General features: G+C 61.9%; 12 protein-coding genes. 2 read left to right on the forward strand and 10 right to left on the reverse strand.

From position 1 onward, the window contains the following. Positions 1 to 19: 19 nt before the first annotated feature. Positions 20 to 2,308: a 5-methyltetrahydropteroyltriglutamate--homocysteine S-methyltransferase gene (gene metE, locus ITX55_RS21255; RefSeq protein ID WP_223085366.1), complete on the reverse strand. Its 2,289-nt coding sequence runs from the start codon at positions 2,306 to 2,308 to the stop codon at positions 20 to 22. Between the two features lie 90 nt (positions 2,309 to 2,398). Here metE and metR point away from each other — a divergent pair, with 90 nt between their 5' ends. Further along, positions 2,399 to 3,343 carry an HTH-type transcriptional regulator MetR gene (gene metR / locus ITX55_RS21260; RefSeq protein ID WP_016929455.1) on the forward strand — a complete coding sequence of 315 codons (945 nt, stop codon included), beginning with the start codon at positions 2,399 to 2,401 and terminating at the stop codon, positions 3,341 to 3,343. A gap of 15 nt (positions 3,344 to 3,358) precedes the next feature. On the opposite strand, the gene ITX55_RS21265 is transcribed toward metR, so the two are convergent. Beyond that, on the reverse strand, positions 3,359 to 4,219 hold the full coding sequence (locus ITX55_RS21265) for a carboxylate/amino acid/amine transporter (RefSeq protein WP_033652651.1): 861 nt from the start codon (positions 4,217 to 4,219) through the stop codon (positions 3,359 to 3,361). 151 nt (positions 4,220 to 4,370) lie between these two features. Here ITX55_RS21265 and ITX55_RS21270 point away from each other — a divergent pair, with 151 nt between their 5' ends. Further along, positions 4,371 to 4,700 (forward strand): hypothetical protein, encoded by a 330-nt coding sequence (locus ITX55_RS21270; protein WP_016929457.1) that lies wholly within the window; start codon positions 4,371 to 4,373, stop codon positions 4,698 to 4,700. On the opposite strand, the gene ITX55_RS21275 is transcribed toward ITX55_RS21270, so the two are convergent. The 8 genes from ITX55_RS21275 to livF form a co-directional block, all read right to left on the reverse strand. Further along, entirely contained in the window at positions 4,681 to 5,637 is a 957-nt protein-coding gene (locus ITX55_RS21275) for an AEC family transporter (protein WP_042783466.1), read from the reverse strand. The genes ITX55_RS21270 and ITX55_RS21275 overlap by 20 nt on opposite strands. Before the next feature lie 60 nt (positions 5,638 to 5,697). After that, on the reverse strand, positions 5,698 to 6,435 hold the full coding sequence (gene ugpQ, locus ITX55_RS21280; RefSeq protein WP_015376295.1) for a glycerophosphodiester phosphodiesterase: 738 nt from the start codon (positions 6,433 to 6,435) through the stop codon (positions 5,698 to 5,700). Then, positions 6,435 to 7,505, reverse strand: coding sequence for a sn-glycerol-3-phosphate import ATP-binding protein UgpC (locus ITX55_RS21285; RefSeq protein ID WP_043137521.1), 1,071 nt, complete (start codon positions 7,503 to 7,505; stop codon positions 6,435 to 6,437). Before ITX55_RS21285 ends, ugpQ begins: the two co-directional genes overlap by 1 nt. Positions 7,506 to 7,510: 5 nt before the next feature. Then, complete coding sequence (gene ugpE / locus ITX55_RS21290; RefSeq protein ID WP_042783464.1) at positions 7,511 to 8,356, reverse strand: sn-glycerol-3-phosphate ABC transporter permease UgpE; 846 nt, start codon at positions 8,354 to 8,356, stop codon at positions 7,511 to 7,513. Next, positions 8,353 to 9,240, reverse strand: coding sequence for a sn-glycerol-3-phosphate ABC transporter permease UgpA (ugpA, locus tag ITX55_RS21295; protein ID WP_223085369.1), 888 nt, complete (start codon positions 9,238 to 9,240; stop codon positions 8,353 to 8,355). Before ugpA ends, ugpE begins: the two co-directional genes overlap by 4 nt. Positions 9,241 to 9,318: 78 nt before the next feature. Next, a complete protein-coding gene (ugpB, locus tag ITX55_RS21300) occupies positions 9,319 to 10,638 on the reverse strand; it encodes a sn-glycerol-3-phosphate ABC transporter substrate-binding protein UgpB (RefSeq protein ID WP_004934396.1) in 1,320 nt (439 codons plus the stop codon). A gap of 187 nt (positions 10,639 to 10,825) precedes the next feature. Then, a complete protein-coding gene (locus tag ITX55_RS21305) occupies positions 10,826 to 12,013 on the reverse strand; it encodes a PLP-dependent aminotransferase family protein (RefSeq protein ID WP_016929462.1) in 1,188 nt (395 codons plus the stop codon). A gap of 44 nt (positions 12,014 to 12,057) precedes the next feature. Then, positions 12,058 to 12,759 (reverse strand): high-affinity branched-chain amino acid ABC transporter ATP-binding protein LivF, encoded by a 702-nt coding sequence (gene livF, locus ITX55_RS21310; protein WP_015376292.1) that lies wholly within the window; start codon positions 12,757 to 12,759, stop codon positions 12,058 to 12,060. Between the last annotated feature and the right edge of the window lie 4 nt (positions 12,760 to 12,763).

The raw sequence follows: 12,763 nt of genomic DNA on the forward strand, positions 1-12,763 counted from the left end.
GTTTACCCGCCGCACGGCATCACGCTTGCTCGCGCAGGCGCTGCGCCGCCAATACCATGTTGGCCAGCGACTGCCGGGTTTCCGGCCAACCGCGAGTTTTCAGGCCGCAATCGGGGTTGACCCACAGGCGTTCCGCCGGGATGTTCTGCGCCGCTTTACGCAGCAGCGCTTCGATCCATTCCACGCTCGGCACGTTCGGCGAGTGGATATCGTAGACGCCCGGCCCGATTTCGTTCGGGTATTCGAACTCTTTGAAGGCTTCCAGCAGATCCATATCGGAACGCGAGGTCTCGATGGTGATCACGTCGGCGTCCAGCGCGGCGATGGAGTCCATGATGTCGTTGAACTCGCAGTAACACATGTGGGTGTGGATCTGGGTGTCATCCTGCGCCACGGCGGCGTTCAATTTGAAGGCGTCCACCGCCCAGTTCAGGTAGGCGGCCCAGTCGGATTGTCGCAGCGGCAGCCCCTCGCGCAGCGCAGGTTCGTCGATCTGAATGATGCCGATGCCGGCTTTTTCCAAATCCTCCACCTCGTCGCGCAGCGCCAGCGCAATCTGCTTGGCGATCACTTCGCGGGTCACGTCTTCACGCGGGAACGACCAGCACAGGATGGTCACCGGCCCGGTCAACATGCCTTTCACCGGCTTGTCGGTCAACGACTGGGCGAATTTGGCCCATTCGACGGTAATGGCTTCCGGGCGGCTGACGTCACCGATGATCACCGGCGGCTTCACGCAGCGGGAACCGTAGCTCTGCACCCAACCATTCTGGGTAAACACGAAGCCGTCGAGGTTCTCACCGAAATATTCCACCATGTCGTTGCGCTCGGCTTCACCGTGCACCAGTACGTCCAGCCCGAGACGCTCCTGCTCGACGATCGCCTGTTTGATGTGCTCACCGATGCTGGTGCGGTAGTTGCTGCCGTCCAAACGGCCCTGTTTGAAGTCCAGACGCAGGCCGCGGATTTCGGTGGTCTGTGGGAACGAACCGATGGTCGTCGTCGGCCAGGCCGGCAGCTTGAAACGCTCGCGCTGCGCCCTGGCGCGCTCGGCGTACGCGCTGCGGCGTTCGCAGTCCTGCGCGGTGATCGCGGCCAGACGGCGCTCAACCTGTGGGTTATGCACGCGGTTCGACTGGCGACGGGCGCGGATCGGCGCGCTGTAGGCGTCCAGCTCGGCCTGTTTCGTCGCGTCAGGCGCGTTCAGCGCCGAGCTCAACAGCGCCAGCTCGGCGCATTTTTGCAGGGCGAAGGCGAACCAGCTTTTCACTTCTTCGTCCAGACGGCTTTCCACGCTCAGATCGATCGGGCTGTGCAGCAGTGAACAGGAGGTGCCGATCCACAGCGGGCGCTGCCCCACCAGCGGCTGCAGACGTTCGAACCAGCGGCTCAGATCGGCGCGCCAAACGTTGCGGCCGTTGATCACGCCCAGCGACAGCAGCCAGTCTTGCGGCAATGCGGCGCTCAGCGCGGCGATATCGTCATGGCTGGCGACCAGATCGACGTGCAGCCCCTGCACCGGCAGCGTGCGAATGGTGTCGAGGTTGTGGCCGACGCTGTCAAAATACGTGGTCAACAGCAACTTAACCTGTCCCTGCAACGCGTCATACGCCGGTTTGAAGGCGTCCAGCCAGGCTTGCGGCAGCTCCAGCACCAGCGCAGGTTCGTCGATTTGCACCCACTCGACGCCGCGCTTCGCCAGCTCCGCCAGCACCTGCTGGTAAACCGGCAGGATCTCTTTCAGCAGCGACAGGCGGTCGAACGGCTCGCCCTTCACTTTACCCAACCACAGATAAGTCACCGGGCCAAGCAGCACCGGCTTGATGTGATGCCCCAGCGCCAGCGCTTCGTCCACTTCGTCCAGCAGTTGGGTCCAGCCCAGCTTGAACTGCTGGCCTTGCTGGAATTCGGGCACCATGTAGTGATAGTTGGTGTTAAACCATTTGGTCATTTCCGCCGCGGCCGCCGGCTCGCCGGTCGGTGCGCGGCCACGGCCGATGCGGAACAGCGTGTCCAGATCAATAGAGCCATCCGCATTCTGATGGCGCGCCGGCACGTTGCCCACCAGCAGGCTGGTGGTCAACACATGATCGTACCAGGCGAAATCGCCGACCGGCACCAAATCCACCCCGGCCTGCCGTTGCTGCTGCCAATGACGAGCGCGCAGCTCGCGGCCAACCGCCAACAGCTCTTCCTGCGTTGAGTTGCCGGCCCAGTAGCTTTCCTGAGCTTTTTTCAGCTCACGTCGTAGCCCAACGCGAGGAAAACCCAGTGTGTGATTCAAAATTGCCATCGTCATATTCCCCATTTAGCCGTCCAGATGTTTACACATCCATAATCAGCAGGTACTGTATTAACCACAAGCGCAATTTATTCACTGTCAATGTGAAGGACTCTCATGATCGAACTGAAACATTTACGGACGCTGCAGGCTCTGCGCAACAGCGGTTCGTTGGCGGGGGCGGCGGCCCAACTTCATCAGACGCAGTCTGCCCTGTCGCACCAGTTCAGCGATCTTGAGCAACGTCTGGGCTTCAAGCTGTTCGTGCGCAAAAGCCAGCCCCTGCGCTTCACCGCCCAGGGCGAGATCCTGCTGCAGCTGGCGGAACAGGTGCTGCCGCAGATCCAGCAGGCGCTGCAGGCCTGCCACGAGCCGCATCAAACCACGCTACGCATCGCCATCGAATGCCACAGCTGCATTCAGTGGCTAACGCCGGCGCTGGACAACTTCCGCCAGCGTTTCCCGCAGGTGGTGATGGACTTCACCTCCGGCGTCACTTTCGACCCGCAGCCGGCCCTGCAACAGGGCGAGCTGGATCTGGTGATGACGTCGGATATCCTGCCGCGCAGCGGCCTGCACTATTCGCCGATGTTCGATTTTGAGGTGCGTCTGGTGCTGGCGCCGGATCATCCGCTGGCCGGCAAGCCGCACATCGAGCCGGAAGACTTGAGCGATGAAACGCTGTTGATTTACCCGGTGCAGCGCCAGCGGCTGGATATCTGGCGGCATTTCCTGCAGCCGGCGGGCGTCAACCCGGCGTTGAAGAACGTCGATAACACGCTGCTGCTGATCCAGATGGTCTCGGCGCGGATGGGGATTGCGGCGCTGCCGCACTGGGTGGTGGAAAGTTTCGAACGGCAGGGGCTGGTGGTGACCAAAACCCTGGGTGACGGCCTGTGGAGCCGCCTGTACGCCGCCGTGCGCGACGGCGAACAGCGCCAGGCGGTGACCGAAGCCTTTATCCGCTCGGCCCGCCAGCACGCCTGCGATCATCTGCCGTTCGTGCGCGACGCGGCACGCCCCGGCGCGACCGGCGCCAAAGCGTTGGCGGCAGGCGTGTAAACTGCCGGCCCCCGTTTAGCCGAGCTGTTTCGGCGCCACCCAGCGGCGGTGCACCCACAGTGAAGCGACGATCACCGCCCCACCGAGGATAAAGCTCGGCCAGTGCGGCTGCTGCTGCCAAATGGCCAGGTTGACCAACAAGCCGGCCGGCACATGCATGTTGTTCATGATGCCGAGCGTGCCGGCATCGACCTGCGTCGCGCCGTAGTTCCACATGAAGTAACCCAGCCCCGACGCCACCACGCCCAGCCAGATCAGCACGCCCCACTGCAGATTGGTGGTTGGCAGCTGCTGCGGATTGCCCCACAGGAACCAGGCCACTACCGCCACCGCCGCCGCCCCCAGGTAGAACCAGGAAAAGGCGGTGTGCTGCGGCAAGGGGTGCACTTCCATCAGGCGCTTATAGCCGACCATGCCGATGGCGAAGCTGATGTTCGCCGCCTGCACCAGCAACAGCCCCCACCAAAAATGTTCGCTCAGTTGGTGATAGCGAATGATCGCCGCGCCCAGCACCGCCAGCAGCGCGCTGAAGGCGTAGCCCCAGCGCAGGCGACGGCCGCTCAGCAAGTCGTAGATCAGCGTGATGTACAATGGCGTCAGCACGGTGAACAACAGGAACTCCGGCACCGTCAGATAGAGATAGGCGCGGAAGCTGATGAGGTACATGATGCCCAGCTGGAAGGCGCCCACCAGCATATACAGCAGGATCACCTTGAGTTTGATGTTGCGCCAGCGCAGGAACGGCAGGAACACCAGCGCCGCCAGCCCGATGCGCATCAGCACCGAGAACCAGCTGTCGACATGGCCCGCCAAATATTCGCCGATCAGGCTGAAAGAGAACGCCCACAGAATGGTGGTTATAACCAAAAGCAGCACGATGGGTTCACCCTAAAAAGACCGAAAGGGCGATTGTAACGGAAGATGGGCACCGCGTTGGCGAAAAGGCGGTTTACATTTGAACGAAATACAAACTACCAGCAAAATTTCACCGCTGGGTTAGGCTTAATAAAAAAGCGAGGTAACCATCATGAAAACTTCTCACATTCTGTTCGCTCTGCTGTTGCTGCCCGGCCTGGCTGCAGCGGCCAACGGCGTAACCGATCTGCGTTCACAGCAGCAGCTTCTCAACCAAAACAGCCAACAGGCGCAGCAACAGCGCTTGTTGAACAACCGGCAGATGGATCAACGCCGCCTGCAACAGCAGCGCCAGTTCGACAATCAACGGCAACAGCTGTTGCAAACCACGCCGAACGGCGGCCAGTTGCTGCCTAACGGCAACCAGCCGCGCGATCCGTTCAACCGTACCGCGCCGGCGGTGCCGCAGGCCCCGCTGCCGGCTACGCCCGCACGCCCATAACGGTGAGGATCAGCGGCGTGGTGATCGCCGCCAGCACGGTGGACATCACCAGGCTGGTGGCGGCCGGGCCGGTGAGCGTATTGAACTGGCGCGACATCAGGTAGACATTCACCCCCACCGCCATTGAGCCCAGCAGCACCACCACGCGGGTCTCCATCGGCGGCAGATCCATCATCCAGGCCAGCAGCCAAATCACCAACGGCTGTACCAGCAACTTCAGCACGCAGATGGCGCTGCTCAGTTGCCAGCCTTCGCTGATGCGGTACTCGGCAAGCCCCATGCCAAGCACCACCAGCGACAGCGGCGCCGCCACCTGGCCGAGCATGCTGACCGGCCGATCGACGAAGTCCGGCAGCGGCAGGCCGGTCAGGCTAAACAGCGTGCCGGACAGGATGCCGACGATCAACGGGTTGGTCAGCACGCTGCGCGCGGTTTTAGCAAAGCCCCCCAGCGTCGGCGAGCCGTTGCGCGCCCATTCGATCGACACCGTGACCAGCGTCCACAGGATTAGGCCGTTGAACACCAGCACCAGCGCCACCGACGGGATCGCCGCCTCCCCCAGCATCACGCTGGCGATCGGTAAACCGAGCATCACGTTATTGGAGAAAATACCGCCCAGCGCAAACACCGACCCGGCGACGCCATCCAGCCGGAAAAGGTGCCGGGCGACGAGACGGCCGAGCACGAACACGATCAGGCAACTGCCGAAGAACGCGATCAGCAGCCGGGCGTCGACCGCCGGGCGCTGCGAGAAGTCGCACATCATGCGAAACAGCATGGCGGGCAAGGCGAGGGAAAACACAAAGCGCGTCAGGCCATCGGTGATGCTGGTGGGCCATTTCCCCCAGCGAATCAGCCCATAACCCAACGCGATCAGGACGAACAGCGGTAATGACAGCACGATCTGGTGCCACAGTGACATCATAAAGCCTGGCATCGCATTCCTTCCGGTGGTGCGGCGGCAAGGCTTGTCGTCGCAGGATTCATCGGCGCCGGATTAGAACTCCGGGCCAATCAAATCTATCCGGTCGGTGCAAATGCAGTCAACGCCCCAGTCGAGCAGCAGGCGCGCGCGGTCCGGCTGGTTAACGGTATACACCAGAATGCGCAGACCGGCGTCTTTCAACGCTTTCACCCGCTCGGCGGTCAGCGCCTTGTGGTCGATATGCAGCGAGACGCAGTCCAGACGTTCGGTCAGCTCGCGCCAGTTGTCGTCCCAGTCCTCCAGCAGCAAGCCGCGCGGCAAATCCGGCACGGTGCGTTGCGCCGCCGCCAGCGCTTCCACCGAGAAGGAGGAGAGCAACGGGTCGGTCTGCCCTTGCCACAGCAGCCGCGCCGCCAGCGCCACCACCCGGCCGGTTTCATCGTCGCTGCCGGTGGTCGGTTTGATCTCGATATTGGCCATCAGGCCGTGTTCCCGGCAGCGTTCCGCCACCTCCGACAGCAGCGGCAGCCGCTCGCCCTTGAAGGCCGAGCTGTACCAGTTGCCGGCGTCCAGCTGCACCAGCTTATCCCACGGCAGCTCGCCCGCCACGCCCCAGCCGTTGCTGGTGCGATCCAGCGTATCATCATGCAGCAGGAAAATTTGTCCGTCCTGCGCCAGTTTGGCGTCGAACTCGATCATCTTGTGGCCGTGGCGCGCGCCGACGTCGATCGCCGCCAGGGTATTTTCCGGCGCCAGAGAACCGCCGCCGCGGTGGGCAACGATATGAGGGTAAGGCCAGGGTCTCGTCATCAATCCATCCGTAATCCGCTGTGGGTGTCAAAGAAGTGCAGCGCCTGAGCAGGCAGCTGCAAATATAGCGTACTGCCCGCCGTCGGCAAGGTTTCATGCGACAACCGCGCGATCACCCCGTGACCGCCCCACTGGCCGTGCGCCAGATTGTCGGCCCCCAGCAGTTCCAGCGTCTGCAGCTGCAGCGGCACGCCCTGGCCTTGCGCCACCAGCTGAATATGCTCCGGCCGAATGCCCAGCGTCAACGGCCGCCCCGCCCACTGCGGCTTGGCCGCCGGCAACGGCAGCGTCATGCCGTCCGCCAGCAGCAGCTGGCCGCCGTCGGCGCTCAGGGTGCCGGGCAACAGGTTCATCGCCGGCGAGCCGATAAAGCCGGCGACGAACAGCGAAGCCGGCCGCTGATACACCTCGCTCGGGGTGCCGATCTGCTCCGCCACGCCCTTGTTCATTACGATCACCCGCTGCGCCAGCGTCATCGCCTCCACCTGGTCGTGAGTCACGTACAGGCTGGTGGTTTTCAGACGGCGGTGCAACTGTTGCAGCTCCAGGCGCATCTGCACCCGCAGCTTGGCGTCCAGGTTGGACAGCGGTTCATCGAACAGGAACACCGCCGGTTCGCGCACGATGGCGCGCCCCATCGCCACGCGCTGGCGCTGGCCGCCGGAAAGTTCGCGCGGTTTACGCTTGAGCAGCGGCTCCAGCTCCAGGATGCGCGCCGCTTCCTCCACCCGCTGGCGGATATGCTCCTTGCCGAAACCGCGGATCTTGAGGCCATAAGCCATGTTGTCGTACACGCTCATGTGCGGATAGAGCGCGTAGTTCTGGAACACCATCGCGATGCCGCGATCCTTGGGTTCCAGATCGGTCACGCGCCGGGTATCGATATAGATATCGCCGCTGGTGGTGCGCTCCAGCCCAGCCACCATCCGCAGCAGCGTGGATTTGCCGCAGCCGGACGGGCCGACCATCACGATGAATTCACCGTCCGCCACGTCGAGGTCGATCTGTTTGATCACCGGCGTTTTACCGTCGTAAGACTTGGTGACCGCCTGTAGTTTTAATCCTGCCATCGTCGTTATTTCTCGCTATCAACCAGACCGCGCACAAACCAGCGCTGCATCAGAAGCACCACCGCCAGCGGTGGCAATAAAGTCAGAATCATCGCCGCCATCACCTGGTTCCACTGGGTCGGCGCGCCGGAAGTGGAGATCATGCTCTTGATGCCCGCCACCGCGGTGCCCATCGAAGCGTCGCTGGTGATCAGGAGCGGCCACAGATATTGGTTCCAGCCGTAGATAAAAGTGATGACGAACAGCGCCGCCAGATTGGTTTTCGACAGCGGCAACACGATGTCCCAGAAGAAACGCATCGGCCCGGCGCCGTCGATGCGCGCCGCCTCCAGCAGCTCATCCGGCAGCGTCATGAAGAACTGGCGCAGCAGGAAGGTGGCGGTGGCCGAGGCCATCAGCGGTAGCGTCAGGCCGGTATAGCTGTCCAGCAGGTTGAGGTTGGAGATCACCTCCACCGTCGGGAAAATACGCACTTCCACCGGCAGCATCAGGGTGAGGAAAATCAGCCAAAAAAACAGGCTGCGCAGCGGGAAACGGAAATACACGATGGCGTAAGCCGACAGCACCGACACCGCGATCTTGCCGCAGGTGATCGCCAGCGCCATGATCACGCTGTTGAGCAGCAGCAGCGAGAACGGCACCTTGAGGTTGCCCACGCCGCCCTGCCAGATATTGCGGATGTTCTCCCACAGGTGCCCGCCGGGCACCAGCGTCATCGGCACCTGAAACACCTGCTTGTCGTCCAGCGTGGCGGCGACAAAGGCCACGTACAGCGGGAACAGCACCACCAGCACGCCGATAATCAGCATCACATGGCTGAAGACATCCAGCCCGCGTCGATTCTCAATCATTGATAGCGCACCTTACGTTCAACGAAGCGGAACTGGATCACCGTCAGGCCGATCACCAGCAACATCAGGATCACCGACTGCGCGGCGGAACTGGAGAGATCCAACCCTGCGAAGCCTTCGCGGTAGATCTTGTAGATCAACGTGGTGGTGGACTGCACCGGCCCGCCGCCGGTGGCGGCGTCGATCACCGGGAAAGTATCGAAGAAGGCGTACACCAGATTGACCACCAGCAGGAAGAAGCTCACCGGCGCGATCAGCGGCAGCACCAGATGGAAGAAACGCCGCACCGGGCCGGCGCCGTCGATGGCCGCCGCTTCCACCAGCGAACGCGGGATCGACTGCAGCGCCGCGAGGAAAAACAGGAAGTTATAGCTTATCTGCTGCCATACCGAGGCCAGCACCACCAGGAACATCGCCTGGCCGCTGTTTTGCGCATGGTTCCAGTTATAGCCCAGACCGTTGAGGAAATGGGTGATCAACCCCAGACCGGGGTTGAACAGAAAGATCCACAGCACCGCCGCCACCGCCGGCGCCACCGCGTAGGGCAGGATCATCAGCGTGCGATAGAGGCGGCTGCCGCGCAGCACGTAGTCCACCAGCGCAGCGAAGAACAGCGAAACCGCCAGCCCGATGCCGGCCACCAGGAAGCTGAAGATCAGCGTGGTGTAGAACGAGTTGAGGTAGTAAGGATCCTGGAACAGCTGTTTAAAGTTATCCAGCCCGACAAACTGGCTGGACAGGCCGAACGGATCGAGGCTCTGCACCGAATACCACAGCGCTTCGCCGGCGGGCCATAAAAAGAAGACGGCGGTAATCAGCAGCTGCGGCAGCACCAGCGCATAGGGCAACCAGCTGCAGCCGAAACCGGGACGGGAAGATGACATAGCAGTTAAACCATTAATCGGGTACGGAAGGATCGGCGTGAAGACGCGAGCCCGATCAGACGGGCCCGCGACGCGGGATTACTTGGTCGATGCTTCGAAGCGGCGCAGCAGCACGTCACCGCGCTGCACGGCGGCGTCCAACGCCTGCTGAGGCGTTTTCTTGCCGGTCCACACGCCTTCCAGCTCCTCATCCACCACGCTGCGGATCTGCGGCATGTTGCCCAGGCGCAGGCCCTTGGTGAACGGCAACGGCGGCTTGTTCAGCATCTGGCGAGTGGCGACGTCGGCCCCCGGGTTCTTGTCGTAGAAGCCCTGCTGCTTGGTCAGATCGTAAGCCGCGGTGGTGATCGGCAGATAGCCGGTCTTCTGGTGCCATTCGGCGGCGATTTCCGGCTGCGCCAGGTACTGCAGGAATTCGGCCACGCCCTTGTAGGTGGCGGCGTCTTTGCCGTTCATCACCCACAGGCTGGCCCCGCCGATGATGGCGTTTTGCGGCGCATTTTTCGCGTCGGCGTCGTACGGCATCATGCCGACGCCGTAGTTGAATTTGGCGTAGTGCTTGATGTCCGCCAACGAACCGGATGAGGCGGTGGTGATGGCGCAGTCGCCGTTATAAAACTTCTCGGTGGATTCGTCTTTGCGGCCGAAATAGGTGAAGTCGCCCTTCTTGTTCATCGCTTCGAGCAGCGCAATATGTTTGACCTGCAGCGGTTGGTTGAACTCCAGCTTGGCGCTGGTGCCGCCAAAGCCGTTGTTTTCACTGGCGAACGGCACGCCGTGCCAGGCGCTGAAGTTCTCCAGTTGGATCCAGCCCTGCCAGCCGCTGGCGTAACCGCACTTCATGCCGGCTTCGCGCAGTTTGGCGGTATCCGCCGCCAGTTCCTGCCAGGTTTTCGGCGGTTGGTCCGGGTTCAGGCCGGCCTTTTTGAAGGCGTCTTTGTTGTAGTACAGCACCGGCGTGGAGCTGTTGAACGGCTGCGACAGCAGATGGCCGCTCTTGTTGTCGGTGTAATAGCCGGCCACCGTCGGCACGAACACCGACTCGTCGAAGTTGATGCCGGCCTCTTTAAACACTTCATAGACCGGTTTGATGGCTTTGCTGGCCATCATGGTGGCGGTGCCCACCTCGTAAACCTGCAGGATCGCCGGCGCCTTGCCGGAGCGGTAAGCGGCGATGCCCGCCGCCAGGCTCTGTTCGTAGTTGCCTTTATAAACCGGCACAATCTTGACGTCGCTGTGCGACTGGTTGAAGCGATCCGCCAGAGAGTCCACTTCTTTACCCAGTTCGCCTTCCATCGAATGCCAGAACGGGATTTCTGTCGCCGCCAGCGCCTGTGCGCTGACCGCCAGGGTCAATGCGACGCACAGCGTGGTTTTGCGAATAGCGTAGGTGAGCATGCCTAACTCCTGAAAAAGCTGGTGTAAAAGCGCGTGAGCGAAAAGAATCAGTTTTTTGTTCGGAAGCTAACATGCCATGCGCGGATGACAGAAAAATAACCGTTAGATGACAGCCACATGACGGCAAGGTGAAGTGAAGATGGCGGTTTGATGTCGGCGGCGGGCATGGGCTCCGCCGCCGCGAGGATTACAGCGAACGGCGCAGGCGCGCGACCGCTTCTTGCATCTGCTGCTCGGTGGCGGTGGCGAACGACAGGCGGAAGGTCGAACGATCCGGGTTGTCGGAGAAGAAGTATTCCCCCGGCACGAACACCACGCCCTGCTGCAGCGTGGTGTTCAGCCATGCGGTGGCGTTGAACGGCTGGCGGAAACGCGCCCACAGGAACATGCCGCCCTTCGGTTTATCGAAGGTGATGTAGTCGCCCAGTTCCTGCTCCACCAAACCGGCCAGGATCTCGCCCTTGTGTTTATAGGCGGCGCGGATCTTGTCGATCTGCGCCGGCAGGCGATCCAGGCCAAGGTAGCATTCGACGATGCTCTGCGACAGGGCGCTGGCGTGCAGATCCGCCGCCTGTTTGATGATCGCCACTTTATGCAGCAGGAACGGCGGCAGGATCGCCCAGCCCAAACGCAGGCCCGGCGCCAGGATCTTGGAAAAGGTCGAGGTATAGATGATGTGGTCGGTGTTGCCCAGCACCTGCTGCGACACCTGATGCAGCGTCGGGTGGCGCTCTTCGGTGAAACGCAGCTCGCCGTACGGATCGTCTTCGATGATCAGGAAGTTATGTTCGGCGGCCAGCTTCACCAGCAGTTCGCGGCGCGCGGCGCTGAGGGTGATGCCGCTGGGGTTGCCGAAGTTCGGCACCACGTACACGCCCTTGATGCGCTGGGTTTTCAGCAGCTCGGCCAGCTCTTCCACCACCATGCCGTCGCTGTCGGACGAGACCGACATGATGTTGGCCTCCGCCAACTCCAACGTTTGCAGCGCCGCCAGGTAGGTCGGGCGCTCCACCACGAACACGTCGCCCGGGTTGACGATGGCGCGCATCACCAAATCCAGGGCCTGCTGAGAGCCGGCGGTGACCATCACCTCTTCTGCGCGCGCGGTGACGCCGCGCTCGGCGCACAGCGCGCAAATGCGCTCACGCAGCAGCGGGCTGCCCTCGGTCAGGCCGTACTGGAATGCGCTTTTCGGCTGTTCGGTGATCGCCTGCTGGGTGGCGATGCTCAATCCTTCGAAATCGAACAACGCATCAGAGGGGATGCCGCCCGCCAGCGAAATGACGTGTTCCATCTTGCTGTGCTTAAGCAATTCACGGATGGCCGAACTTTTTACGTTAACGATGCGCTGCGCGAGTAACCCTTCTGTCTTCATTTCTTCTTCTCGTACCTGATTATTTTAATTCGTAGGGGGGCGGATTAACCGCCCAGATACGCCGACCTCACTGCTTCGTTGGCTAACAATGCAGCCCCCGTATCTTCCAACACCACGCGGCCGTTTTCCAGCACATAACCGCGGTCCGCCAATTTCAGCGCCTGATTGGCGTTTTGCTCCACCAGAAAGATGGTCATGCCCTCTTCCCGCAGCTGCTGAATGATGTCGAAAATCTGCTGGATGATGATGGGCGCCAGCCCAAGCGAAGGTTCGTCGAGCAGCAGCAGCTTCGGCTGGCTCATCAGCGCGCGGCCGATGGCCAACATCTGCTGTTCGCCGCCGGACATGGTGCCGGCACGCTGGCTTCGGCGCTCCAGCAGGCGCGGGAACAGCGTGAACACCCGTTCGATGCGCTGCTGATATTGGTGACGATCGGCGAAGAAACCGCCCATCGCCAGGTTTTCTTCCACCGTCATGCGCGAGAAGACTCGCCGCCCTTCCGGCACGATCGCCACCGCTTCGCGCATGATGCGCGAGGTTTGCCACTGGGTGATGTCCTGCCCCTGGAAGACAATGCTGCCTTCGCTGGCGCGCGGTTCGCCGCACAGGGTGCCGAGCAGCGTGGTTTTACCGGCGCCGTTGGCGCCGATTAACGTCACGATTTCGCCCTGACTAATCGTGAGACTGACCTGATGCAGCGCCTGAATTTTGCCGTAATGGGCGGATACCTGATTGAATGACAACATATTA

Origin of the sequence: Serratia sp. EWG9, from assembly GCF_019913725.1 — a bacterium.
Classification (GTDB): Bacteria; Pseudomonadota; Gammaproteobacteria; order Enterobacterales; family Enterobacteriaceae; genus Serratia; species Serratia ureilytica.